The 24,696-nt window shown below is 61.0% G+C and carries 26 protein-coding genes and 2 pseudogenes; 12 read left to right on the forward strand and 16 right to left on the reverse strand.

What is annotated here, in order from left to right; translation table 11 throughout:
* The first annotated feature begins 146 nt into the window (after positions 1 to 146).
* From AC25M7_RS10785 to AC25M7_RS10795, 3 genes are read left to right on the forward strand one after another with little or no spacing between them, the layout of a single operon-like run.
* Complete coding sequence (locus AC25M7_RS10785) at positions 147 to 1,073, forward strand: universal stress protein (protein ID WP_486971023.1); 927 nt, start codon at positions 147 to 149, stop codon at positions 1,071 to 1,073.
* Entirely contained in the window at positions 1,064 to 2,431 is a 1,368-nt protein-coding gene (locus tag AC25M7_RS10790; RefSeq protein ID WP_486971024.1) for an MBL fold metallo-hydrolase RNA specificity domain-containing protein, read from the forward strand. The genes AC25M7_RS10785 and AC25M7_RS10790 overlap by 10 nt, the downstream gene beginning before the upstream one ends.
* Before the next feature lie 55 nt (positions 2,432 to 2,486).
* The gene (locus AC25M7_RS10795) at positions 2,487 to 3,095 is read left to right on the forward strand and encodes a hypothetical protein (protein ID WP_486971091.1); all 609 of its coding nucleotides are present in this window, start codon (positions 2,487 to 2,489) and stop codon (positions 3,093 to 3,095) included.
* A 42-nt stretch (positions 3,096 to 3,137) separates the two neighbouring features.
* Here the strand turns inward: AC25M7_RS10795 and AC25M7_RS10800 are convergent, their stop codons facing one another.
* The 3 genes from AC25M7_RS10800 to AC25M7_RS10810 form a co-directional block, all read right to left on the reverse strand.
* A complete protein-coding gene (locus AC25M7_RS10800; protein WP_236248105.1) occupies positions 3,138 to 3,707 on the reverse strand; it encodes a GNAT family N-acetyltransferase in 570 nt (189 codons plus the stop codon).
* Positions 3,708 to 3,868: 161 nt separating this feature from the next.
* Positions 3,869 to 4,294: a potassium channel family protein gene (locus AC25M7_RS10805; RefSeq protein WP_028688838.1), complete on the reverse strand. Its 426-nt coding sequence runs from the start codon at positions 4,292 to 4,294 to the stop codon at positions 3,869 to 3,871.
* 238 nt (positions 4,295 to 4,532) lie between these two features.
* Complete coding sequence (locus AC25M7_RS10810) at positions 4,533 to 4,751, reverse strand: hypothetical protein (protein ID WP_023630431.1); 219 nt, start codon at positions 4,749 to 4,751, stop codon at positions 4,533 to 4,535.
* Between the two features lie 298 nt (positions 4,752 to 5,049).
* Here AC25M7_RS10810 and AC25M7_RS10815 point away from each other — a divergent pair, with 298 nt between their 5' ends.
* From AC25M7_RS10815 to AC25M7_RS10825, 3 genes are all read left to right on the forward strand, one after another.
* Positions 5,050 to 5,910 (forward strand): RNA ligase family protein, encoded by an 861-nt coding sequence (locus tag AC25M7_RS10815; protein WP_062362323.1) that lies wholly within the window; start codon positions 5,050 to 5,052, stop codon positions 5,908 to 5,910.
* A gap of 14 nt (positions 5,911 to 5,924) precedes the next feature.
* Positions 5,925 to 7,070, forward strand: coding sequence for an AAA family ATPase (locus tag AC25M7_RS10820; RefSeq protein ID WP_486971025.1), 1,146 nt, complete (start codon positions 5,925 to 5,927; stop codon positions 7,068 to 7,070).
* Between the two features lie 113 nt (positions 7,071 to 7,183).
* Positions 7,184 to 7,933, forward strand: coding sequence for a hypothetical protein (locus tag AC25M7_RS10825; RefSeq protein WP_486971026.1), 750 nt, complete (start codon positions 7,184 to 7,186; stop codon positions 7,931 to 7,933).
* 163 nt (positions 7,934 to 8,096) lie between these two features.
* Here the strand turns inward: AC25M7_RS10825 and AC25M7_RS10830 are convergent.
* Positions 8,097 to 8,213 (reverse strand): annotated as a pseudogene (locus AC25M7_RS10830) (cyclase family protein); the annotation flags it as partial.
* Between the two features lie 109 nt (positions 8,214 to 8,322).
* Between AC25M7_RS10830 and AC25M7_RS10835 the strand changes: the two are divergent.
* Positions 8,323 to 9,324, forward strand: a complete 1,002-nt coding sequence (locus AC25M7_RS10835; RefSeq protein ID WP_280070628.1) for a hypothetical protein — start codon at positions 8,323 to 8,325, stop codon at positions 9,322 to 9,324.
* A gap of 116 nt (positions 9,325 to 9,440) precedes the next feature.
* Here AC25M7_RS10835 and AC25M7_RS10840 read toward each other — a convergent pair whose 3' ends face one another.
* A complete protein-coding gene (locus AC25M7_RS10840; protein WP_486971027.1) occupies positions 9,441 to 10,376 on the reverse strand; it encodes a cyclase family protein in 936 nt (311 codons plus the stop codon).
* Between the two features lie 289 nt (positions 10,377 to 10,665).
* Between AC25M7_RS10840 and AC25M7_RS10845 the strand changes: the two genes are divergently transcribed.
* Both AC25M7_RS10845 and AC25M7_RS10850 read left to right on the forward strand, forming a co-directional pair.
* On the forward strand, positions 10,666 to 11,799 hold the full coding sequence (locus tag AC25M7_RS10845; protein WP_486971092.1) for a pyridoxal-phosphate-dependent aminotransferase family protein: 1,134 nt from the start codon (positions 10,666 to 10,668) through the stop codon (positions 11,797 to 11,799).
* Positions 11,800 to 11,821: 22 nt separating this feature from the next.
* Entirely contained in the window at positions 11,822 to 12,373 is a 552-nt protein-coding gene (locus AC25M7_RS10850; RefSeq protein ID WP_486971028.1) for a YdeI/OmpD-associated family protein, read from the forward strand.
* Positions 12,374 to 12,752: 379 nt separating this feature from the next.
* On the opposite strand, the pseudogene proY reads toward AC25M7_RS10850, so the two are convergent.
* The 10 genes and pseudogenes from proY to AC25M7_RS10900 form a co-directional block, all read right to left on the reverse strand.
* Positions 12,753 to 12,902, reverse strand: a pseudogene (gene proY, locus AC25M7_RS10855) (proline-specific permease ProY); the annotation flags it as partial.
* Between the two features lie 46 nt (positions 12,903 to 12,948).
* The gene (locus tag AC25M7_RS10860; protein WP_486971029.1) at positions 12,949 to 13,320 is read right to left on the reverse strand and encodes a RidA family protein; all 372 of its coding nucleotides are present in this window, start codon (positions 13,318 to 13,320) and stop codon (positions 12,949 to 12,951) included.
* Between the two features lie 98 nt (positions 13,321 to 13,418).
* Positions 13,419 to 14,837: an aldehyde dehydrogenase family protein gene (locus tag AC25M7_RS10865; RefSeq protein ID WP_486971030.1), complete on the reverse strand. Its 1,419-nt coding sequence runs from the start codon at positions 14,835 to 14,837 to the stop codon at positions 13,419 to 13,421.
* A 12-nt stretch (positions 14,838 to 14,849) separates the two neighbouring features.
* The gene (locus AC25M7_RS10870) at positions 14,850 to 15,893 is read right to left on the reverse strand and encodes a homoserine dehydrogenase (protein WP_486971031.1); all 1,044 of its coding nucleotides are present in this window, start codon (positions 15,891 to 15,893) and stop codon (positions 14,850 to 14,852) included.
* Positions 15,894 to 16,100: 207 nt separating this feature from the next.
* The gene (locus AC25M7_RS10875; RefSeq protein ID WP_125463612.1) at positions 16,101 to 16,538 is read right to left on the reverse strand and encodes an Lrp/AsnC family transcriptional regulator; all 438 of its coding nucleotides are present in this window, start codon (positions 16,536 to 16,538) and stop codon (positions 16,101 to 16,103) included.
* Positions 16,535 to 17,920 carry a threonine synthase gene (locus AC25M7_RS10880; protein ID WP_486971032.1) on the reverse strand — a complete coding sequence of 462 codons (1,386 nt, stop codon included), beginning with the start codon at positions 17,918 to 17,920 and terminating at the stop codon, positions 16,535 to 16,537. Before AC25M7_RS10880 ends, AC25M7_RS10875 begins: the two co-directional genes overlap by 4 nt.
* A 22-nt stretch (positions 17,921 to 17,942) precedes the next feature.
* Entirely contained in the window at positions 17,943 to 18,827 is an 885-nt protein-coding gene (locus AC25M7_RS10885; protein ID WP_125463614.1) for a LysR substrate-binding domain-containing protein, read from the reverse strand.
* 47 nt (positions 18,828 to 18,874) lie between these two features.
* On the reverse strand, positions 18,875 to 20,314 hold the full coding sequence (locus tag AC25M7_RS10890; protein WP_486971033.1) for an amino acid permease: 1,440 nt from the start codon (positions 20,312 to 20,314) through the stop codon (positions 18,875 to 18,877).
* Between the two features lie 143 nt (positions 20,315 to 20,457).
* The gene (locus tag AC25M7_RS10895) at positions 20,458 to 21,735 is read right to left on the reverse strand and encodes a cystathionine gamma-synthase family protein (RefSeq protein WP_486971034.1); all 1,278 of its coding nucleotides are present in this window, start codon (positions 21,733 to 21,735) and stop codon (positions 20,458 to 20,460) included.
* Positions 21,736 to 22,009: 274 nt separating this feature from the next.
* Positions 22,010 to 22,240: a hypothetical protein gene (locus AC25M7_RS10900; RefSeq protein WP_486971035.1), complete on the reverse strand. Its 231-nt coding sequence runs from the start codon at positions 22,238 to 22,240 to the stop codon at positions 22,010 to 22,012.
* A 33-nt stretch (positions 22,241 to 22,273) separates the two neighbouring features.
* Here AC25M7_RS10900 and AC25M7_RS10905 point away from each other — a divergent pair, with 33 nt between their 5' ends.
* From AC25M7_RS10905 to AC25M7_RS10915, 3 genes are all read left to right on the forward strand, one after another.
* Positions 22,274 to 22,459 carry a DUF3077 domain-containing protein gene (locus AC25M7_RS10905; RefSeq protein WP_486971036.1) on the forward strand — a complete coding sequence of 62 codons (186 nt, stop codon included), beginning with the start codon at positions 22,274 to 22,276 and terminating at the stop codon, positions 22,457 to 22,459.
* A 208-nt stretch (positions 22,460 to 22,667) separates the two neighbouring features.
* Positions 22,668 to 23,231: a hypothetical protein gene (locus AC25M7_RS10910; protein ID WP_486971037.1), complete on the forward strand. Its 564-nt coding sequence runs from the start codon at positions 22,668 to 22,670 to the stop codon at positions 23,229 to 23,231.
* Positions 23,232 to 23,255: 24 nt separating this feature from the next.
* On the forward strand, positions 23,256 to 23,639 hold the full coding sequence (locus AC25M7_RS10915; protein ID WP_486971038.1) for a hypothetical protein: 384 nt from the start codon (positions 23,256 to 23,258) through the stop codon (positions 23,637 to 23,639).
* A gap of 157 nt (positions 23,640 to 23,796) precedes the next feature.
* On the opposite strand, the gene AC25M7_RS10920 is transcribed toward AC25M7_RS10915, so the two are convergent.
* Entirely contained in the window at positions 23,797 to 24,534 is a 738-nt protein-coding gene (locus AC25M7_RS10920) for a PA3715 family protein (RefSeq protein WP_247284570.1), read from the reverse strand.
* Positions 24,535 to 24,696: the final 162 nt, after the last annotated feature.

The following is a 24,696-nucleotide window of genomic DNA, read 5'->3' on the forward strand; positions in this document are numbered from 1 at the left end:
TGCAGCCGTTTTAACGTGGCGGGCCAGCGTGGTTCTGACAATCATCAAGTTCAGGCTGGGTAGCGGCTTTCTGATCTGTATCAAGCAACACCGACCCTTCGCGCGGAACATTGAAGGCATCATGCCCACGAGCGCGGAGGTTCACCATGGGTCAGTATCGACATCTGCTGGTGCTGCTCACCGAAGTCGATCCACATTCCGCTGCTTTGCGCAGGGGGCTTGCGTTGGCCCAGCTCAGCGGTGCCGGCGTGCATGTGTTGGGCTTGTTCACGCCGAACCAGCAGCACCTGCTGCGCGAAGAGCGGCTGAATGTGGCCGATATCACGCGCCAATACGAGCACTACCGCGTGCAGTTGAAAGGCTTGATCGAGCGGTATCACGGCAGCGCAATAGCGCTGACGGTCGACAGCCTGAATGCAGAGGATGTCCGTAGCCAGGCGATCGATTACATCAGTGAGCTGCGGCCGGACATGGTCATCAAGGACAGCGAAGCTGTATCGGCCTGGGGGCGGCTGTTCGGTATCCCGTTGGATTGTGCGCTGATGCGTGGTTTCAAGGGTGTCAGTCAATTCGTGCCGGCGGCTGCCATCGCAGTGCCGCGGCGTATCCTGATCGCCGTGGATACGGCGTTCAGCGAGACGCCAGACATCCAGGCCCGCTTCAACCGTGGACTGATCCGTGCTGCCCAGGCTTTGGCATTGCAATGTGACGCGCAGTTGCATCTGCTTTCGGCTTACAGCCTGGCTGGGGTATTCGCCTCGGACATGAACGTCACCCAGGTTTGGATCGAAGAGATGCGCGATGCACTGCAGGCACCCTTCGAAGCGCTGGCCGACGCCGAAGGCGTTGCGCCGCAGCGCAGGCACTTCATTGAGGGCCGTCCTGTACAAGTGATCCGTGAGCAGGTCGCGGTACTGGACATCGATGCCCTGGTGATGGGCGTGGTACAGCCCAAAGGGCTGGATAAATTACTGGGCGACACCACCGAACGTCTGGTCAGCCGACCACCGTGCAGCGTGCTCGCGGTTCATCCTCAAGTCGCCGAAACATGGGAGCCCTGGCCATGCAACTGACCTTTCTTGGCGGCACCGGGACGGTGACTGGCAGCAAGTTCCTGCTGACCCGTGGTAGCACGCGGATCTTGGTCGACTGCGGACTCTTCCAAGGTTTCAAGCAATTGCGCCTGCGCAACTGGGCGCCACCGGCGCCGGCACTGAGGGCGCTGGAGGCGGTGGTGCTGACCCACGCCCACCTCGACCATAGCGGCTATCTACCGGTACTGGTCCGGGAAGGCTATAGCGGGCCGATCTACGCCACGCCGGCGACGTGCGCCCTGGCGCAAATCCTCTTGCTCGACAGCGCCCGGTTGCAGGAAGAACAGGCTGAGCATGCCAACCGCCACGGTTACTCCAGGCACTCACCGGCACGACCGCTCTATACCGAGCAGGATGCCAAACGGGCCCTGGCACTGTTTCGCCCCGTGGAACTGCACCACCCGACGCCAATCGCCGAGGGCATGGAACTGCTGTTGCGTACCGCCGGACACATTCTGGGAGCGGCCACGGTCCAGATCAGCGCCGAAGGCCAGACCTTGCTGTTTTCGGGGGACCTGGGACGCCCCCAGGACCCGATCATGCGCGCGCCCGAGCTGGTCAGAGCGGCGGACGTGCTGTTGATCGAGTCTACCTATGGGGATCGCAAGCACCCTGCGGAATCGACCGAGCAGTACCTGGCCAAGGTCATCAATGAAACGCTCCTGCGCCATGGCATCATCCTTGTGCCCTCGTTCGCCGTCGGCCGTGCCCAGTTGCTCATGCATTACCTTTACACGCTCAAGCGCGACCGGTTGATTCCTGATATCCCGGTGTACCTGAACAGCCCGATGGCCACCGATGCCACTGTCCTGTACCAACGGTACTGCAGCGAACATCGGCTGACAGCGGCTGAGTGCGCCGCCCTGTGCAAGAGCACGCACATCGTCCGCACGGTCGATGAGTCCAGGCACCTTGACCAGCTGCGCGAGCCTGCGGTGATCATCGCCGCCAGTGGCATGGCGACCGGTGGGCGGGTACTGCACCACCTCAAGGCGCTGGCCCCCAACCCACGCAACAGTATCCTGTTCTCGGGTTTTCAGGCCGGGGGCACGCGGGGCGCCGATATCGTCGCCGGTGCCCACAGCGTGCGTCTGCACGGCGAGGATGTGCCGATTCGTGCACGGGTGCATGCGATGGAGAACCTGTCTGCGCACGCCGATGCCGATGAGATCATGGAATGGCTGCGCGGGTTCACCCGGCCGCCACGTCAGACCTATGTCATCCATGGCGAGCCCCACGCTGCCGACACGTTGCGGCGGCGGATAAGCCTCGAACTCGGCTGGCAGGTGTGCGTGCCTGAGTATCAGGAAACCGTTGCCATCGACCCTGTGCGCTAGCCTGGCGCGGGAGGTGCTCATGACTATTCAAGCAAGGGCAAAGCTCAGGGCATGGATGCAACGTCCCAAGGGGAGCCTGGGCTGGATCCTGGCAATCGTTGTATTGCTGCTGGCCACGTCGGTCTACCGCGGACTGAGCCCGACCTGGCGCCTTATCATGCATGATCCGGCAGTACTGCTGGCCATACTGGCCCTTAGCGTGGCGCTAGGCTGGGCAGTGCAGCGGGGTGTGAGGCGCACGGTCGGCAAGGCTATCTTCAACGGCCAGGAGACAGGCTGGCAGGACCGCTTGGCGTTCCTGCGCTCAGTGGCCCGGGAATCGAACCTCCTGCTGGTGATGCTGGCGTGCCTGGCCTTGCTGGGCACGGGCACCTTAGGATTGGCGGGGCGTTCGGTGGCGCAGATCGCAGCGAACTGCGAGGCCAATCTGCAGGCCCAAGTCGACACACCCGAACATGAAAAGCTCAACGCGCTGGTCGGCAGACCCGTTTGCACGTGCCTGGCGCAAAGGTTCATGACACGCAATGGGATATTGCGCATGGCCTTGTTCGAAACGCCCTTGCAGGGCGTGACCGGTTTGAAAGCGCTCACGCCCGATGATGAGCAGCGCTGTCTCGAGCAGTTCGACCTGCTGCCCGAGGAGGCTCATGCACGCACGCCTTGAACCAGGCCGGCGCCACGACGGGTCATGGCGCGCGACTTCGGGTCAGCTCAGTGCAAGCCGGTGGATGACCTGGCTAGGATCATCGGGGTCGGTAGTCGTGGTGAATCCTGCGGCCTTGGCCAGCTCACGCATCGCCTGGTTGGCGGCTGAGTCGATCGAATACATTTGCCGGAAACCTTTGCTCCGTGCCTGATCAGTCAGGTGCTTGAGCAGCAAGCGGCCAAGACCGTGGTGTTGCCAGCTGTCGAGTACGGTGACCGCGCACTCGCAGTCATCTTGATCAGCACAGGCGGCGTAACGGGAAATGCCCACTTCCTGCAGTTCGCCGTCCACATGCGCCAGCGCGACGAAGGCGGCCTGGCGGTCCTGATCGACCGCCATCAACTGGTCGAGCATTGCCTCACCAGGCTCCTTGATCTGGCACAGAAAACGGTAGTGCCGTGATTCTGGTGACAGGCGTTCGATGAAGACCCTTTCACGCTGCCGGTCCTTGGCTTGCAAGGGCCTGACAAGCACATGGGTACCATTGTCGAGTGCTTCGATCCAGTGCTCGCCAACGGGCGTAGGAAACGCCGAGGCAGCAGGTTGATGGGGAGGTTTGACGGGAGTCATGGCGATGCCCTCATGCGTCTGGAATGAACAGTGGGAAGACAGTTTCGGTGCGCAGCCTCGCTCTGACTTGATCGTTGTCAACTGCGCGGCTGGCGGCCACTTTCAGCAGGAAGACGTAGCGAGTGCAGGGGCGTGGCTGGTTAGCCGAATGGCCCCAGCGGCTATTTGGCTTTCCAGTACTTCTGCATTTCCAGAAACAGGAATGAAGCGGTCCAGGTAATCAGCACCAGGCCGGTCAATCCCTGCAGGCCCGTGAGGTACTTGAGGTGCCCGCTGGGGGCAACATCACCGAAGCCGATGGTGGTGTAGGTGGTAAAGGAGAAGTACACGCAGTCCAGAAGACTTCCGTCGAAATTGCCGTTGAGCGTGCCCCAGCCTTTGGCATGGACCATCAGGTAGTAGGCCAGGGCAAAGCACCAGACCTCCAGGGCATGGGCCAACAGAGCGCCGAATACGCCCGCCACGATACGAAACCGGCTCCAGAGCTTGAGGCGCGGTAGCCAGTCATTCAGACGCAGCAGGCATTCGTAGTGGATGATCACCACCAGGATCACGACCAGCATGTTGATCAGCGTGACGGTGAGCATCGCAGGAACTCTAGGACGGGCGGTTCATCTCGTGCATGTCGACATGCTTGGCCAGCAGGACCGTTGGTCTCGCACTCACGACTCAGGGTGACGCTATCGCGCCGGGTGGCCTTGATATTTATCAATAATGGACCAGCGCCGGACTGAATGGGTCAAGGCTGCCATGGCTTCGCGGCGCCACGGCGCAGGAGCAAGGGTAGGGCGGTCGCGAGACCCGATGCCGCGCCGCCCGGACGCGTCAGTCTTTGCTGGCGTTGAGCTTGCGCAGCTCTTCGTAGGTGGCGGACTGGACGAACCAGAAGCCGGAAACGATGCACCAGCCGAGGCTGCCGACCACGAACACACCCAGAGCAGGCAGGAACCCGCCGGTGAACAGCGTGATGAGCGCGAAGAGCCAGATAACGGCCAGGGAAACGTAGAGGACGATGTTGTTGACGCTGATGACGAAGTCTTTCACGAAGCCTATTCCTTGCGGGATTTCAAAAGATTGCCCCTCCAGGGGCGCGCGGATGCTATCACATTGCTTTCATTGAGGGCTTGACTTGCTGACGCCACCTGCTGTTGAATGCGCGCCCTCGAATCCCCGCAACCTTTTCCCAAAGTGGTGAAGCCAGTGCCCTGCGCCATCAAACACGCCTGATACCGACGACGGTCCATCGTGCCTGATGGCTGCCCGCGCCTGCGCGCGGCGGCGCTTCATCCTCGTACCTACCTGATCCTGTCGTCGGTTTTTCCCTATTTCCAAGGAGAAACCCATGAACATGGATTTTCGTGCCGACGCACATTCCCTCGAACTGCTCAAATACCCCCGCACACCCCATCTGCAAGGCTCGCGCCTGCAGGACGGCGACAGCGATGCCGGCCAGGTGGCCTATGGCACGTTGACCGGCCAATGGCTGGTGGTGGAAGAGAAACTCGACGGCGCCAACGCCGGCATCAGCTTTAGCAACGGTGGCGAACTCCGCCTGCAGTCGCGTGGCCACTACCTCACCGGCGGTGGCCGCGAGCGCCAGTTCAACCTGTTCAAGCAATGGGCCGTCGCCCACGAGCACTGGTTGCTGGAGCGTCTTGAAGACCGCTTCGTGCTGTATGGCGAGTGGCTGCACAAGAAGCACTCGGTGTTCTACGACCACCTGCCGCATTTTTTCTGCGAGTTCGACGTGTGGGACCGCGCCACGGGGCTGTTCCTGTCCACCGCGGCGCGCCGCCGCCTGCTCGCCGACGGCCCGGTGCTGTCGGTGCCGGTGCTGTACGAAGGCCCGGCACCGCGCCGCTACGCCGAGCTGATGGCGTTGCTCGGCGACTCGCTGGCCAAGACCGCGCAATGGCGCGAAGTGTTCGAGCAGGTGGTGCGCCGCGAAGGCCTCGATCTGGCCCGCGCCTGGCGCCAGTGCGACCGCTCGAGCCGCATGGAGGGGCTGTACCTGAAGCTTGAAGACGAGCGCCAGACCCTGGGCCGGCTCAAGTGGGTGCGCCAGGACTTCGTCCAGGCCATCCTCGACGCCGACCAGCACCATGCCAACCAACCGTACATACCCAATCAACTGGCCGCCGGCGTCGATCTCTACGCGCCGCGCCTGTCCCTGGACTGGCACGGCGTACGCCGCGGCGACTGAAGGAGCTTCCTGAAATGGACATTCGACAACTGCAACAACTGGTGCCTGACCCCGGGCAGGATATGGACAGCGCCGCTTGCCTGGCGGCCATTCCGGCCCTGGCACGCCTGGCCGACACCCCGCAGGATCCGACTTATCACGCCGAGGGCGATGTGTGGGTCCATACCTGCCTGGTGGTCGAGGCGCTGCTGGCGCAGCGCGCCTACCGCGACGCCAGCGCCGAGCAGCGCTTCGTGCTGTTCCTCGCTGCCTTGCTGCATGACATCGCCAAGCCCGACACCACGGTGATCGACCCGCAGACCGGGCGCATCGGCCAACCCGGCCACTCGCGCCGAGGCGCGGTGGATGCGCGTCTGCTGTTGTGGCGCGCCGGCGTGCCGTTCGCGCTGCGCGAACAGATCTGCCGGATCATCACTGTGCATCAACTGCCGTTCTTTGCCCTGCAGGGTGACCGTAGCGGACGCAGCGCGGAGTTCCTGCTGCACAAGCTGTCCTGGGAGCTGCCGGTGTGGATGCTCTGCGCGGTGGCCGAGGCCGACATGCAGGGCCGCCACTATGCCGGCAAGGCCGATGTGCTGACCGCCATCGAACTGTGGCGCGAGCTGGCGGCGGAGGAGGGATGCTTGTACGGTCCACGGGCGTTTGCCGACGACTACACACGCATTCAGTACCTGCGTGGCGCCCGCGTGCATCCGGACTATGCGCTGCACGAGCCCCAGGGGTCCCAGGTGGTGATGCTCTCGGGCCTGCCGGCCAGCGGCAAGGACACCTGGACCGCCCGACACCACCCGGACCTGCCGGTGGTGTCGTTCGACGACGCGCGCCAGGCCCTGGGCCTGCGCCACGGCCAAAACGAAGGCGCCGCCGCGCACTACGCCATCGACCGGGCCAAGGCGCTGTTGCGCGAGCGCAGGCCCTTCGTGTGGAACTCGACGCACCTGTCGGGGCAGATGCGTAGCCGTACCCTGGACTTGCTGTATGGCTACGGGGCGCAGGTGGAGATCGTCTATCTGGAGCGGCCGGAGGACGAGATCATGCGGCGTAACCAGCGACGGGACACGTCGCTGCGCAATGACGATATACGGCGGATGCTGTTCAAGTGGGAGGTGCCGCTGCCGACTGAGGCGCATCGGGTGGGGTATGAGGTAGTGACGGGGTGAAGCACAGAGGGCACTGTGCCAGTACCGCTGCTAGGCTCTTTGAATGCCTCTCCTGCCTATCGGGGGGCAAGGCCCAAGTAGCAGCGATTCACACATGTTCCACGGAGGGTTACATGCTTATCCGACTCCTGTTCTCAATGCTGTTCCTCGCAGCGACGGTTCCGGCCAGCCAGGCAGAGGTCAAAAAACTCACGATCTACGACGATGGGGTTTCTTGTCCCGCCAACTGCGACGCACATGTCGTCTTCTCCAAAGCCATGAATGGAACAGAGTTCGCTCACAAGGAAGGTACCAAGTACAGCAAGTGCGTGAAGGGAGAAGCGTGTCGAATCTGCTTCGAGTCCGGTGAAAAGCAGTGCTTGAAGGTCATGTATCGGGGGAGTGGCCCGCACCCTGATACCTTCGACTTCACCCCGGCGTTCTATCAGCAAGCGTGCGCCAGCACACCGGCGCAGCCTCTGTTGGCAAAGGAGTGCGTAAGCCTGAGTGAAAGAGCCAAGGCATTGAGTGGGCGAATCAACTGCCTCGCTACGCCGGATAATCCCGAATGCACCGCAATCATTGCAAAGGCGAAGGCTGCACGCGAACTGGATCTCCCCAAGTACAAGAAGTGTCTCCAGCTGGGGGAAGCAGCCTATAACCAACAGGTGCCGAATGCTGAGAAACGTAAGCATGACTGCACCTACGAGCTCAATGGCACGGGTAGAAACGACGCTGGGACTAAAACCTGGAGGAAACTGCTGCCTGCCGCGTGCAGGGCGGGGACCTACGTGGGGCGCGACGGATTAGACTGCTGCAGCGGCAACACTTTTGCAGACGGCCCTTTAGGGCGTGAATGCAGAGGCTTCTACCCGGCTCCGTAAAGCGCGACCAGCGATTTACTTCGGCTAAGCTGTCTTGCGCTTCGCCTCCCACAGGATCGCCCAATTTCTGGAGTTGGCGCTGTACCTGTGGGAGCGGGTTCACCCGCGAAGGGCTGCAAAGCAGCCCTGGGGAGGCGAGGTACACCACTTCAAGGCCTGATGATCAGTGAATGGCCACCGGGTTGATATAGACCTGGGTCGAGCCCTTGTACAGCGGTTGGCCTAGCACAAAAAGGAACTCGAAGGCCTTGTCGCGCACCAGGGCGCGGGTGACCATCAATGGAACTTGTCATGAAGGGAGCCCTAGTGATAAATGTATTAGACCTGCCTGGTAAATACCAGTCTCAAATTAAAGCCGTCAGATAGCTGAACAGATCCAAGGAGGGAGTATGGAAAAGAGTCATGCGCGCAATCATCATTTTATCTCACAAGTAGAGCAACGCCTAAATGCTATAGACAAGTCTGTAAAGCCTGAAAATCAGCGTATCTATGAATTTAGCATCTTAAGTCGAGATCCAGCCAAGATAAAAAATGATGATGCAAGCGGAGTGAAGATTGAGAAAAATCTGTCACGTCGTGACCTTTATTCTCTGAAGCAGCTTGAAGGGGGAGGCCAGCATAATTTGGAAAGCGCATTTCAGAGATATGAGGACGACATCTCTATTATAACAAACTCCCTTCTTGAGAAGCTTAAAAATCCTAAGGCTGTGAATTTTGAGAATGAGTTGCTGCGACTCTATCTCCTTAAACTTCTAAATCGACTGAGGAACCCCTACTCAATCAAAATGACGCTCGACTCCTTCAGTATCCTTCGAGGAGTAGTGCCTGGCAGTCAAGAGCTACAGTCGCATTTTCGGTCTCTTGATGAGGCTGATCGACCCCAAGTCAAAAGAATATGTGACGAGTTCGACATCTCTGAAGAAGACTATCTGGCCTGGCTAAAGACTATTTACTTGCTGATACTCCAGCCTTTAGATCATAATTTAAATATGCTAGAGACCATGCTTAAAAGTGTTATTGATAATAGCAATGTCAGCATGGATTTCTACATCTTTCAGTATGCAGGAAATCACGAAGACGCTGGGGTTTTAGTCTGTGACCGAGGGTTGATTGAACAAACGCACTTTCCTGGCTCTCAGTGCCACATGTTTAACATCGATACGAATACCTTTGCGATGATTATGAGCATTGACCTCAAACAGCAGAATATTATTCCACTAGTCGGCCGTTATGCCGACCTGGACTTCAAGCAATCGAACATTGTCCCTGTGCATTACAAGTTGAACGACATGGTCATGCTGAAAAAATATAACGAGCTTTGTGTCTGGCTTGCGCACTCGAAAGTTTATTGCGCGAACAAAAATCCTTATGGCTTAATCGTCGAGCAATAACAGCTGGTTCGGCACAGCAGCTGTGCCGAATCAGGAGGCACTCCAGGCCTTCAGATGTCCGCAGCAAATCCCATAGGCAATACACCTCTAACTTCGATCTTCGAACGGCCTGATGATCAGCGGATGGCCACCGGGTTGATATTGACCTGCGTCGAGCCCTTGTACAGCGGCTGGCCCAGCACGAACAGGAACTCGAAGGCCTTGTCGCGCACCAGAGCGCGGGTATCGATCAGCTCCAGGTTGTAAATGCCACGCTTGGCCAGCATGAACTGGTTGACCGGGAACTCCTCACCGGTAGGGTTCGGGTAGACCTCCGAGGCCCAGGTGTCGCCACCGAAGGCAACGATGCCCTGGTCGGCCAGCCACTCGGCCGCCGACAGGTCGATGCCTGGCTCGGTGGCGAGGAACTGCGCGTTGTCCTTGCCGATCAGCTCCAGCCAGCCGGTATTGAACAACACCACGTCGCCCTTGCGCAGGGTGATGCCTTGTCGCTTCAGCACCGCCTTGATGTCGTTGACGGTGAACGACGTACCGCCCGGCACGATGGCCTTGCCGTAGTGCGCGGTCATGTCCAGCACCACGCCGCGGGTGACCATCGGCGGCACTTTCTCCACGCCGAGCTTGGTCACGCCTTCGACGGTAACGAAATCGGCGGCCTTGTTGCCGTTGTAGTAGACGTTGTCGATACCGATATGGCCGATGCTGTTGAGCTGGGTGCCGACGCCGGTCCAGCCGTTGACCAGCTCGTCGTTGAAGCTGAACTTGTTCTTGCCCAGGGTTTGGCCGGCCTGTTCGCCGGGCTGGATGTTGTAGAGGTGGAAGCTGCGGTGGCGGAAGGCGGGCAGGTCCTTGCTGACGGGGACGGCGAGGGGGTAGGTCTTGCCGGTCTTGACCAGGGTGATGGCTTGCTTGACCACTTCGGGAGTGAGGAGGTTGGCGGCACCGATTTCGTCATTTGGGCCGTAGGGGGAGGATTGCCAGTCGGCAGCCAGGGTAGCTTGGGCAGTGGTGGCCAGGGCTAGGCTGAGTAGTAGCGGTTTGAAATAGCGCAATTCTTGGGCTCCTGAACGGGGAAGTGATGTCAGGGGCGGATTCTGGGTGGAGGTCGGTGCGGGAAAAAGTGGTGGGTGGGACAAGGAGTTTTGCGTGTGGGGCAAGGAAGTGGACATCTCTGATGTTCAGGCCGGGGAGGCTGTTGGGACTTCAACCAGTGGGCGCTTCCCTGATTCAAGTCAGGCAGGGGGCCAGGCTGACGATGCGGTGTGCCTGATGCATCTTGTCATTTGCAATGGCTTAGGGCAGGGTCGATACCATGGACCTCTCTGCCAAAGGAACCGCACCATGTCGAAGATCTATCCCGGTATCGATCCCGAAGGGCTGGTCGAGTATTCGGTGGTCTACACGGACCGCTCGCTCAACCACATGTCCCAGTCGTTCCAAGGGGTGATGAAGAACATTTCAACCACCCTGAAACAGGTCTACAACGCCCAGGCGGTTGCGGTGGTTCCGGGCAGCGGCACATTCGGCATGGAAGCGGTGGCACGGCAGTTTGCCACCGGCCAGCAATGCCTGGTGATACGCAACGGCTGGTTCAGTTATCGCTGGAGCCAGATCCTTGAAATGGGCAACATTCCGGCGGCCACAACGGTGCTGAAAGCCCGGCCGGTTGAGTCGGGGCGCCAGGCAGCCTACGCCCCGGCCCCTCTGGACGAAGTGTTGGCGGCCATTGCGTCGCAGAAACCGCAGATTGTCTTCGCCCCCCACGTTGAAACGTCATCAGGGATCATCCTGCCCGATGAATACCTGCGGGCCGTGGGCGACGCCGTGCATGCGGTGGGTGGCCTGTTCGTGCTGGACTGCATCGCCTCAGGCGCGATCTGGGTTGATATGCACAAATGCGCGGTCGACCTGTTGATCAGCGCACCGCAGAAAGGCTGGAGCGCCTCACCTTGCTGCGCCCTGGTGATGTTCAGCGCCTTGGTCCTGGAGCGCATCGAATCGACGCAAAGCACCAGCTTCGCCTGCGACTTGAAGAAGTGGCTTCAGATCATGCAGGCCTATGAGCAGGGCGGTCACGCCTACCATGCGACCATGCCAAGCGATGCTCTCGCGCGGTTCAACGAAGTGATGAAAGAGACGCAAGCTTACGGTTTCGACAAGGTCTGCGATGAACAACAGGCGCTGGGTGACCGGGTGCGCGCAATGATGACCCGCAAAGGTATCAAGAGCGTCGCCGCAGCAGGCTTTCAGGCCCCTGGCGTGGTGGTGAGCTACACCGATGATGCCGATATCAAGAGTGGTAAGAAGTTTGTCAGCCATGGCCTGCAGATTGCCGCCGGCGTGCCGTTGCAATGCGACGAGCCGGTCGATTTCCAGACCTTCCGCATCGGCCTGTTCGGGCTGGAAAAGCTGCACAATATCGAGCGGACGGTCAGCACACTTGAGCAGGCGTTGGACGAGGCGATGGCCAAGTAAGCTCTTGGTTGGAGAACTTGCAATGACAGCAGACGATGCGAGGTGCCGATTCGAAGCCAAGCTTCTTCGTCCGTTAAAGCCCGGTGATGACAGGTCGTGGGCGTTTGCAGTTCTTCCAAGGGACGCGAGTGAACGGCTTCCGAGGCGGGGAAGGACATCCGTTGACGGCACGATCAATGGGCATCCTTTTCGGGCAACCCTTGAGCCCAATGGTCAGCTGAGCCATTGGCTGAAGGTCGGTAGCGATTTACTCGATGCGGCAGGTGTGGCCGTTGGTGATACCGTTACCCTTGAACTGGTCCCGGTGAAGAAGGAGCCCGAGCCTGATATCCCAGTGGATTTCGAGGAAGCCCTGGCGGGCACACCTGAGGCTCAAAAGGTTTGGGACAGTACGACGACCCTTGCGCGGGTGGACTGGATCCACTGGATTACTTCAGCGAAGCAGCTCAAGACGCGTGAAAAGCGAATTGGGGATGCCTGCGATATGCTTGCGAGCGGCAAGAAGGCGGTTTGCTGTTTTGACTCGTCTGGCTACTACAGCAAGGCATTTCGGGCGCCCGAGGCGGAAAATTGACCCGTAATGCGGCTCGGGAACATCCAGGGGCGCAATCAGCCCTATGTTGATGACAGGAGAACACTTTTTATGTGTTCTGAATCGGATTATCCCTCTCTGTAGTCCATTTCCGAAACATACTCCCACCGCCTTTCAGCCGTTGCAGCAGTCCCATCAGCCATCTAGTCTCGCCAAGTCGCCGCAAAAATCGACGACACGGTTTTGACAGAGCGTCCCCTGATATAGACGGATCATGCACAACGCTCTATTCGCCCCAAAGCGGTCTCTCGCGAAGATCAGTAATCGGCTAAGAGCTGACATTCGGAGATGCTGTTACGAGACAAGGAGCGATCCAGTCGATTGATCCTGCGAGGCCCCTTGATCAACTCAATCAACGATGATGATCGGCCATTTCACGCAAGGCTCGCATCTTCATGTAGATGGCCATGCAACCGATGATGTAGGCCAGCAGTACCGAGGGGCCAGCCAGTTTGATTGCTGAGGCGGACCCATAGAACAATCCGGTGCCAATAGCAGAACCGAGCGCCATGAAGCGAATATGGCGAGCACTCAGGCCTCACCGCATTGAAGGTGCGTTATCGCTCATCCGGATAAATTGATGTCGAGTGGTGTACTGCAAAAACCTGAACTTCAACCAGGTATCCCTCTCCCAGATCGGCTCCGACGCAAGCACGCACTGGCTTCGGATAGCCCAGCAGCCAGGCGTCGTAAACCTCGTTGACCTTTTCGAAATGGCGGTAATCGGCCAGCCAGATCTGCACGCGGGTCAACTGCTCCTTGCCGACGTTGGCCTCAGCCATAAGCGCATCGATGGTGGCCAGCACTTGCCGCAGTTGCCCCTGAACATCCTCAAGCCTGTTGTCTGCTGCCACTCCGGCGGTCTCGAACATGCCCCGGTAACTGACTGCCAGGGACATTCTGTTCCCGGATGCTAAACGTGTGATCACAGGTGTTTCGCTCCTTCGCCAGTGGCAAAGCACCGGGTAGTGCTGTGAGCGCGCCTACCCAGTCAAGGCCACCGAGGTGAATGATGGTGTGCTGAACATCAACCGAGCTGGTTGATGCACACCACTTTGGGCTGGGTCATGTCTTCATAGGCAAAGCGCACCCCCTCGCGGCCCAGGCTGCCGTATTTGGAGCCGCCGAAGGGCATGGCATCGAACCGATAGTCAGAGGAGTCGTTGATCATCACGCCACCAGCTTCTATCCGTCGCGCCAGGTGCAGTGCCTTGGCCAGGTCCCGGGTGAAGACGCCGGCGTGCAAGCTGTACTCCGGCGAATTCGCCCACGCAACCGCCTGGTCGATGTCGTCGAAGGGCGCCAGCATTACCACCGGCGCGAACGCCTCTTCACGCCACAGCCGGCTGCCGTGGTCAACCTGTTCCAGGACCGTTGGTGCGTAGGTGGCGCCTTGGCGCTGATGGCCACAGAGCAGCTGCGCACCCTCTTGCAGCGCCTGGTTCACGCATTCTTCAACCCGCCGCGCAGACGCTTCGTTGATCATCGGCCCCATGTCGGTTTCGCGCCGGCCCGGATTGCCCAGCACCATCGCACGGGTGAGCTCGACGAAGCGATCACGGAAGGTCGCATAGATCGAGGCGTGGACCAGGATGCGCTGGGTGCCGATGCAGTTCTGCCCGGCTGCCCAGAACGCACCGGATACGCAGGATTCCACCGTCGCATCCAGGTCGCAGTCTTCGAGCACCAGCACCGGGGCATTGCCGCCCAGGTCCATGGCGAGCTTCTTCAGGCCGGCACCGCGGGCAATCTGCTCGCCGGTGGCAAAGCCGCCGGTGAAGGAGATCATGCGCACATCACGCAGGGCAACCAACGCCTTGCCCAGTTCGGCCCCGCCCGTGGCCACGGTCACCACAGACTCCGGCAAGCCGGCATCGACCAGGTACTGCACCAGCTTGAGCGCAGAAAGCGGTGTCAGCTCCGATGGTTTGAGGATCACCCCGTTGCCCCCGGCAATCGCGGGCCCCAGCTTGTGCGCCACGAGGTTGAGTGGGTCGTTGTACGGCGTTATGGCCAGGATCAGCCCCAAGGGCTCACGGGTGAACCAGCCCTGGCGTGATTCCGAGCCTTCGTAGGCATCGAAAGGCACCACCTCGCCCGCGTTGCGCCGGGCTTCTTCGGCCGACAGCCTGAGGGTGTTGATGCAGCGCTTCACCTCTTTTTCAGCCTGGCGCAGGGTCTTGCCTGCCTCGTCGACAATTAGGCCCGCGAAGTCTGGCGCATCGCGCTCGATCAGCCGGGCGGCCTGTTCAAGGATGCCGGCTCGGCGGTGTCTGGGCAGGGCGGCGCTGTCTTTGACGCCTTGGCGGGCGCGGGCGAGCAGGCCGGGCACTGCGTGCTCGCCCAGGTTGGCAACGCTGCCAACCAGGCTGCCGTCGTAGGGGCTGAACACGTCGATCAGGCCAAGCGTCTGGAGGGGCGCGCGCTGCACGGAAGTCAGGTTCATGAGCGTCGCTCCTCAGGCCGAGTGGCTGGAAGTGTGGATGGCGAGGATGTCCGACAGCAGGGCAAAAGCCGTCTCAATGCGCCCCGCACCAGGGCCGGATACCGTCACCGCGCCCAGCAACTCGGTTTCGAAGGCGATGGCGTTGGTAGCGCCGGCAATCCCCGCCAGGGGATGGCTGCCCGGCAGCAAACGGGCCTGCACACTGGCCCGCACCGAACCGTCCGCCTCGCGGCGAGCGGCGCCGATCAGCTTCCAGTGCTCGCCCGACGCCTTGGCCCGCTCGATATCCTCGCCGGTGATCGCGCTGATACCGCTGCAGGCGACGTCGCTGACCTGAAGGCACGCACCCAGCAACTCATTGGCGAGAATGACCACTTTAAGGCGTACGTCATGGCCTTCCACGTCGGCGGTCGGGTCCGCTTCGGCGTAACCCAGTTCTTGCGCCTTGGCCACGGCTTCGGCAAAGCCCAGGCCTTCTCCCATGCGGGTCAGGACGTAGTTGGAAGTGCCATTGAGGATGCCTTCGAAACCCACTAGGCCCGAGCCTGCCAAGGTCTGGCGGGCCATGCGCAGCACCGGCGTGCCACTCATTACTGAGCCTTCGTACTCGAACGACACGCCATTGGCCTTGGCCAGCGCCTTGAGTGCCTGGGCATGCAGGGCGATCGGCCCTTTGTTGGTGGTGACCACGTGCTTCCCCGCTTCCAGTGCCCAGCGGCAGAAGGTGGCCGCGGGCTCACCGTCTTTCGGGTTGGTGAAGGTGGCTTCGGCGATGATGCCGGCCCCCGACTGCTTGATCACCGACTCGTTGAACGCCTCTGCCGAGCCTTGAGGAAGCTGCGCCAGGGCGCCTTTGCTGGTTGGTAGCGAGGCCAGGGTGGCTGCATCCAGGCCGTTGCGGTCGATCACCGAACCGAGGAACAGGTCGGTCACACCAACAATCTTTAGGCCAAAGCCCAGCTCCTGCTGCCAGCGCAGGTTGCGCTCGGCGATCAATTGGGCCAGGGCACGGTTCACACCGCCAAAGCCAACGAGTGCAATTTTGTATTCGGTCATGGGTTGCTGTCCTTCTCAGGCGGTTGGTTGATGGGGACAGCCTAAGAGCCGGGCCGTGCCAGTTGAATATGGCAATGCGCTGTATTTATTGGCCAATCTGGCCAGTGCCGGAGGCGCGCATTCGCGCCTGCAAAAATCACCACGCCACCGGGGCTCGGGCCCAGGCGGCGTGGTGGAGGCAAGAGGGAGGGCGCGCTGAGGGTCAGCTCAGATCACGCTCGACAACACGAACGAGGTCACGGTGTTCTCCACCCCCGGCATCGCGGCAATTTCCCGCCAGACGTGGTGCACCCTTTCCGGGCTTGCGGCCTCGATGCGCAGCAGCAGATCGAACTCGCCGCTCAGCACCTGGCACTGCACCACTTCCGGAATCTGCCGCAGCGCGTCGAGCACAGCGTCACCGCGCATGCGGTCGTAGCGGTAGACGAACACCAGCGCATTGATCAGCGACGCGGGCCGGCGCCCCTCGCCGATGCGCAAGGTGTAGCCCTGGATGGCACCGTCGCGCTCCAGGCGCTCGATGCGTTGGCGCACCGCATTGCGCGATAGGTTGACCTTCTGTCCCAGCTCGGCGTGGGCGATACGTGCATTGGCCGTGAGCTCGGCGAGGATGCGCTCGTCCAAAGGGTCGAGGATGCGCTTCATCGAGCGGCCTGCAACGCGGTCAATACCCCGTGCAAGCCCGTCAGGTCATCCTGGGCCAGCAGCGGAACGTCCGGGGTTGCCACCGCGTACGCTGGCATCGCCCCTTGCCAGGCACCCAATTCGGTCAGCAGCGCCGCCGATTTTTCAGGGGCGAACTGCCCCAGGGTCACGATCGGGGCGCCGATATTGCGCCGGTGCAGGCGCCCGGCGAAGGCACCCGTGGCGGTATGCGGGTCTACCGCACTGCCGGTTTGCTGGAACAGCGTGGTGATTTCTTCGCGGATCGAGGCGTCGTCCACCGCATAGGAGTCGAACAGCATGCGGGCCTGCAACCACTGGCGGTTGCCGATGCTCAATTCGCCACAGGCCTCGAAGTGCTCCATCAGCGCCCGCGTCGCCTCGCCATCGCGCTCGTACAACTCCCAGACGAAGCGTTCGAGGTTGGAGAACAGCGAAAAGTCCATGGCGGGCGACAAGGTCCGGCTGGTCGAGACCCGGCTGTAGCGGTTGCAATGGATGAACCTGTGCAGGGCGTCATTGCGGTTGGTGGAGACGATGATCTGATTGATCGGCAGCCCCATCTTCTGCGCGATGAAACCTGCGTAAATCTCGGCAAAACTGGCCGTGGGGATACTGAAGCCCACTGGGCGTGTGCCCCCGCCCAGCTGCAGCGCAGCATGGAAATAGAAAACTATCTGCGCCAGCACCCCGACCCAGTTGGTCGAATTGAAACTGATCGGTATCAGCGCCGGGCAGGGCCATTCGCGCAGCAACCGGGTGACCAGCGACTGGCAATCGTCGAAGCTGCCGTTCACCGCCACGCAACTGACGCTGCCCGAGTCGGCGCCGCGCATCACCGCCGCGCGGTCCGCCGGGGTGCCGGCCTGCGGATACAGCGCCAGCAGGCGGGCCGTAGGGCAGTGGCGCAAGGCATCGATCGCGGCCACGGCCGTGTCGCCATTGCTGGCGCCCACCCACATCACACGCTCACAGTTCTGGCCCAGGAAGTGCCTGATGAGCCGTGCCTGCAACTGCGCGGCAAAGTCCTTGGAGGATCGGGTTGGCCCGTGGAACAGTTGTATGATCCACTCGTTGTGGCCGATCTGCTGCAGCGGGGCGATCGCACGGTGCGCGAAGCCACGGTAGCTGTCGCTGACCAGCGCCCGTAACGTCGGCTCATCGAGGGTATCCCCTACAAAAGGTGCAATGACCCGCCAGGCCAGTTCGTCGAACGGCAGCCAGGACCAGCTGGCAATTTCCTGAGGGCTGAATTGCGGCAGCGACGCGGGCACGAACAACCCGCCATCCTCGGCCAGCCCTGAAAGCAGCGCCGTGCGAAAGTCAACTCGTGTCTCGCTGCCACGCGTGGTTGTGTACTGCATCGTTGCTCCAAATGACTCGTGATTAGCGTTGCGCCATAGCCACCAGCCAGTGGCTGAAGGCCTGGGCGTCTGCTGGCAGCGCCTCACCCAGGCCGCGCACCAGGTAGAACGACTCGCTGGCCTCGATGCGCTGGGCGAACGGCGCTACCAGGCGCCCTTCCTGTAGCAGGTCCTCGGCCAGGGACGAGCGCGCCAGGGCCACCCCCAGCCCCAGCTCCGCCATGCGCAAGGTGGACACCAAGGTGTCGAACTGCAGGCCGCTCGAAGAATCGACGCCCTCGGCGCCGACCCGCTCCAACCAGTACCCCCAGCCTTCCTCGTAACCCAGTACATGCAGCAGTGGCAGGCCTGCCAGGTCGCGGGGCTCGCGCAGCGGGCAGCTGGCGATCAGGGCGGGCGAGCAGACCGGCACCAGCAGGTCCCGGGTCAGGCGCTGCGCCTCGACGCCAGGCCATTCGCCATTGCCCCAGCGAATCTCCAGGTCATCCTCGGCATCGAGCTCCTTGACCCACAGGTTGCTGATGTAGCGGATATCCACCTGCGGATGCGCCCGGCGAAAGTCAGCCAGCCGCGGTGCCAACCAGAAGTGCAGGAACGACAGGCTGCCACGCACCTTCAAGGGCCGTCGCTGGCGTTGCCCGAAGATCTCGTTGGTGCCTACCGCCAGGCGGCTGATGGCGTCCTGCACCACCGGCAGGTAGGACTGCCCCTCTTCGGTCAACCCCAGCCCCCGGGGCAGGCGCTTGAACAGCGCCACCCCCAGCTGGCTCTCCAGGTGACGGATCTGTTGGCTCACCGCCCCCTGGGTGAGGTGCAACTCCTCGGCGGCATGGGTGAAGTTCAGGTAGCGCGCCGACACTTCGAAGGCCCGTAGCCAGTTCAAGGGGGGCAAGGTTTTCTGGCTCAATGGAAGCTCCTCATGGCGACTGGTTCAGTGGCCCAGTATCACCTTGCTCAGGCGGCCTCGGTAGCCGTCTCGGCCATGTGCTGCGCCACCTGACGACGCTGGCGATATTTGCAGGTCAGCCAGTACATGAAGTAGCACCAGGCAACGAACGGCAAGCCGAAGTACAACGCCACACGCTGAGCGGGGTCGAAGGCGATGCCCACGCAGGCCAGCAGGCAGCAGAACAGCGCGGCCAGGGGCACGAAGGGGTAGCCGCGCACGCGGAACTTGAGGTCTTCGAGCTTGCCGCCCGTGGCGATGTAGTGCCGGCGGAAGGCGATCTGGCTGGCCGCGATGCTCATCCACACCACCACCACCGCCAGCCCGGAGATCGACACCAGGGCAAGGTAAATGGTGTCGGGGGCGAACACGCCGCTGAGCAGCGAAGCCATGCCGCCCGCCATGCTCAAAACGATGGCGTTGAACGGCGTGCCGCGGCGTGACAGTGCAGCGAACTTGCGCGGCATGTTGCCTTGGTCGCTGAGGGTCCAGAGCATCCGCGCGGCGGCATACAGCCCGGAGTTAGCGGCAGACAGCAGCGCGGTGATGATGACGAAGTTCATGATGTCGGCGGCGTAGGGAATACCGATCATCTCGAACACCATCACGAACGGGCTTTCCACAAGGCCGGCCTGCTCGCGGGGCAACAGGGTGGCCAACACGAAAATGGTACCGATGAAGAACAGCGCCAGGCGCAGCACCGTGGTGCGGATGGCCTTGGGCACGTTCTTTTCAGGGTCCCGGGTTTCGCCGGCGGCAATGCCGATCAGCTCGGTGCCGGAGAAGGCGAAGGACACGGCCAGCAAGGTCATGGCGATGGACCAGAAGCCAGTGGGGAACAGTCCTTCACGGGTGAAGTTGCCCAATCCGACACTATGCGCCTGCTTGATGTCGAACACGCCCAGGATGGCGCCGCCACCGATGACCAGGAAGGCGACGACCGCAAGCACCTTGACCAACGACAACCAGAATTCCGTCTCGGCGAATGTCCGCACGGAAATGATGTTGGTGAAGAACACGGCCGCGCCAAACAGCGCGCTCCACATCCATACCGGGGTGTCCGGGAACCAGCGCACCATGAGTATGCCAGCGGCGGTGAATTCCGAACCGATGGCGACCGTCCAGGTCAGCCAGTACATCCAGGCCACCATGTAGCCGGTGCCAGGCCCAAGGTAGCGGGTTGCGTAACTGCTGAAAGAGCCGACTTCCGGCATCTGCACGGCCAGTTCACCCAGGCACATCATCACCAGGTAAACCATCACTGCACCGATGATGTAGGCGATCACCGCGCCTAGCGGTCCCGCCTGGTTGACGGTATAGCCAGAGGTCAGGAACAGGCCGGTGCCGATGACGCCACCCAGTGCCAGCATCACGATGTGGCGGGTTTGCATATCCTGTTTGAAGGCATGCGCCGGGGCATTTTTGTTTGTGGTTATCTGCACGGACATTGTTGGAGTCTCATGAAAGTTGGCGGGCAAGGGCGTGCTACGACCTCGTCTTGGCAGCGCGAATCGAAATGCCTTGCATGTTGTTATTGTTCGACTTCATGAAGAGGCACCCGCTGCGGCGGGCGAGTGCCTTGGGGCAGGCTTCAGGCCTGCTGCTGGATGGGGCGGCCGGCCTCCTCGGCGCCACATTGCGGGTCAGCCTGCCGCGCGAGTTCCGCGCGTACCGCGACGCAGGCTTGGGCCAAGTCGGCCAGCAAGTCGTCGGTGTCCTCGATACCCACGGAAATACGCACCAGGCCCTCTGAAATCCCCAGCGCCTGGCGCTCTTCCAGGGTGTTTTCGACGTGGCTGGTGGTGCGCGCCGGGCCGTAGATGGTTTCCACCGCCCCGAGGTTGCCGGCCCGATGGGCGTACTCGAGGCGTGGCAACAGGCGGGCCACGGTGTCCATGCCGCCTTTGAGCACAAAGCTCACGATGGCGCCGAAACCGCGCATCTGTGCCTTGGCGATGGCGTGGCCGGCGTGCTGTGGCAAGCCGGGGTAGTTCACCGTTTCCACGAGCGGCTCGTTGCACAGGTACTCGGCCAAGGCCTGGGCACTGGCCTGTTGCTGACGCAGTCGAAGGGCCAAGGTCTTGATGCCACGTATGATGAGGTAGGCCGAGAACGGGTCCAATGATGCGCCGTTGATTTCCCGGTAGTGCCGCACCTGCGCCATCAGGTGCTCGGCACCACAGACCACACCACCCAGCACGTCGCCATGGCCGGACAGGAACTTGGTGGCACTGTGCACCACCACATCCACGCCCAGAGCCAGCGGGTTCTGGTTCAGCGGTGTAGCAAAGGTGTTGTCGGCCACCACCAGGGCACCTACTTTGTGCGCAGCAGCGCTCAGGCGGCGAATATCCAGCACCTTGAGCGTCGGGTTGGTGGGCGTTTCCAGGTACAGTAGATCGCAGCCGGCAGCGATTTCGCGCTCCAGGGCTGCGGTATCCAGGGTGTCGCACAGGCACACCTGCACGCCCATGCGCGGCAGGAATTCCTCGAAGATCTTGTTCGTACCGCCGTAGCTGTCGCGGGTCGACACCACCCGTTTTCCGTTCGCCAGAAAGGTGTGCAGCACCGCGCTGATGGCGGCCATACCACTGCTGAAGGCCACGGCCGACTCGGACTGCTCCAGCCCGCAAAGCTTGGCCTCCAGCGTGGCGACGGTCGGGTTGCTCATGCGGCTGTAGATGTAGCCCGGCAGCTTGCCCTGCGCCACGTCGTACCAGGCGTCGATGTCCTGATAGCCATACGCGGCACTGACCACGATCGGGGTCTGCGTCGCGTTGTAGGGGTGCTGGCCTTGCTCGCCACTCCACACCACCCGCGTGCCGACGCCCGCACCAGCAATGCCTGCAACCGCTTCGTTCTTGTTCATATCCAGTTCTCGCACGACTGTGATGACCACCCCGATGCCGGGGTGTTTCGTGGGGACTATAGGGGGAGGGCCTGGAACTGAAAAACGATGTATCTGGGGGCTCAGTAGCGTTTTTTTTAATGGCTGTGCCCCGAGGGATCTTGAGTCAGAGGGCAGCGCTGTCGGCGATGGGCAGCCACCAGCACTACGGCCTGCGGCGGCTACTGATCTTCAGCGTTTACTGCTCAAGGCTCGAAACGAAGGTGCAGACGGCTTGCAAAGGCTACGATCACGGCTACCAGACTTGCACATGCGGCTTCGGCCCCGGCAACGCTGCAAACAGCGGCAGCACCTCTTCAGCCAGTTCCTGAGTCACCTCGCGCGCCGGGCGCCGGGCCATCTGCACGCCTAGTGCCGCATGGTTGAGCCCGGCCTCGCGCCATTTCTGCAACAGGTCGACCAACCCATGGCGCCCGATACGTGGCACATAACGCCTATCGGCGAGGCTGGAGAGGAGGGCGGTCAAGACCCGCTGTTCCGTGTTGTAGCGGGCCACTCGATGGAACATGCGGTCGAACAGGCAACCGTGCTGATGTGTGCGGTGAACAAGATCAGTGATCTGGCGATGGCGGAGATGGATCATTTGCCTACGCTGCTGACGGCGGTGCATTACCTAAGTGGCATGGCCAAGGCGCTGGCCCAGGATGTGAATCATGGGTTGATGGTGGGTCGGAGGGTTGAGTAGGAAAGCGGTGGCCGCTGTGATTGGTGTCAGTCTGTTAGACCCCGGGACCGCTTTGTGGCCCATCGCCGGCAAGCCGGCTCCCACACCGACCGTACCGCCCTCAGAATGCGCTATCAGCAGTGCATAGGACGGATGTACTAGATAGCCCTTTGCCTTAGGTTCAGGGCGAGAAAGTATCGCCTCGAAGAATAGGCAAAGGACTGGCCCCATGACCGCTTTCAAGAAGCAGCTCCTGCCTGTCGCCTTACTGTGCAATGTCCTCGCTGCCCAGGCGAGCGATGTACAGATGGGCGACTTTTGGCTAGTCCACTACCAAGGTGGCTTGGGCAAGAATCAGGTGTTTGTCGCGGACGGTGACCCCAATAACATCTTCAATCGCCCAGGTGGCGCGAAATCATTGGGCGTCTACCAGTTCTACGAAGAGCCCGGCAAGCCCACATTCACTGCTTACGATGTCGAAATCGATTGCGCGAAGAACCGCGTGCGCATCGCGGGCGCACAGAATTTTCGCAGCGTTTTCAATGAGTTGCGAAACGCAAAGTATTCCAACCAATGGCAGAGCAAACCTGACACCTGGTTGGCGCAAAGCCGCGACTTCCCGTGCAAGCCGGCTGACCGCCAGGCCCGAAAAATGGAGCGCCTGGGGGTAATGCCTGCATCGCAAATAGCCAAGGCAGGGCCGCAGCTGTTCGAGATATTGAATCGCGAGGCCGCCAAAGCGGCGATCATGCAGAAGATCGACGAAGGATTTGCACAGATGTCTGCCAAGTAAAGCGGCCGTCAAGGAGAAGAGCTTATGAACCGATTGTTCGCATTGGGCCTGTTGGCCACATTGCTCAGTGGCTGCGCATCGCTGGAAGCCAGCAGTGCCTGGAAAGCTCGTCCGGTGGGCGAGCTGATCGATTTCTTCGGCGTGCCACGGCAGGTCATGGTGGTGCCGGAGGAGGATTTGGTCGTGCTCAGGTATGTGCGCGACAGCAGTTATATCACGCGTGAAGCCGCAGGCACTTACACAGGGCCGCAGAACGGGCAGATCGTGCACACGGAATACTGGGAAGACGTGGAGCACTCAGGCAGCTGTCAGATCGATGTGTTCATCAACAGAGCGCGATTGGTGCAGAAGGTACGGACGAAGGGACGCTGTGCAGTTGTCGAGATGGCGCCGGCGGCTCGAGCGTGATCTGGCAGACGCAAACCACAGGTGATCGACTCAGAAGGTCACCTCCCATAATACTCAATTTAACATAATATACATTATGCGTAGATTCGTATTGAGCGTCATGCCCAGAGGGAGGCCAGATTTCAGCCTCCATCAAAGCCCGGTCCTCCAATCCAGCTCACTGGAACGTCAATTCCTTCGGCACCCCATACCGACCGCCGTGATACTCCAGGTTGAACGTGTTCGTCGTTGAACTGCCCTCGATTTCCTCACAGTCATCATCACCTTTAACAACGCTCTGACTTCCGGTCGAGATCTCGGTAACCCGCAACCTGCTGAAACCCTCCTTGCCAGGTTTGCCAATCGCCAGTGTCCGCTTTGTCTCGTCGAATTCACCAGCGCAGACACCGTCCCATTCGCCATTGCTCTTGCTTACAACCAACTGCTCCATGATCTGACGCAACTGCGAACCGTCGTTCACAAAGAGACTAAGGGTTTCGCTGCCGAACGGATTGACCCGCGACGAGCCTGTGTGACGAATGCGCACGCCAAATGCCCGCAGCCCAGGCGCAACCTGATAACGCGCCGTGTCCAGCATCAGGCCTGAAAACTGCACCGCGTCGGAGACGATCGCAGCCTCCTGGTAGCTGTGGGCTATGACCTTGCCGCTGGCGGCATCGGCCACCAGCACATCCAGGCCGTAATCGCCTTGCCCGTGTTCATCGACATTCACCATCAGCGGCAAGGCTGCCAGCACCTGACTGGCGTCTGCCGGATTGACCTTGCAGACCGCAAATTCGCTGGCGAGCTCCAAGGTCGGATGCAGGTCCTGGGCCCAGGTTTGCAGGTGCTGCGTGCAGTCGCCCCAGGCGATCATTGGGGCAAGCAACAGCGGTAACACGGTGAATCGATGCATGGAGGTGTCTCATTCCTTTGATGTTTTTGCCAGGCTAAGTGAGTTGGGCGAGAACTTCACACGCTTGATAGATTCCTGCAACTCGCCCTGCGCCCTGCCCAGCCTTTTGATAACTATAAAACATAACTCAACTAAATATTCATTTAGTTGAGTTATATGCAT

This window comes from Pseudomonas sp. P106(2024), from assembly GCF_057480815.1.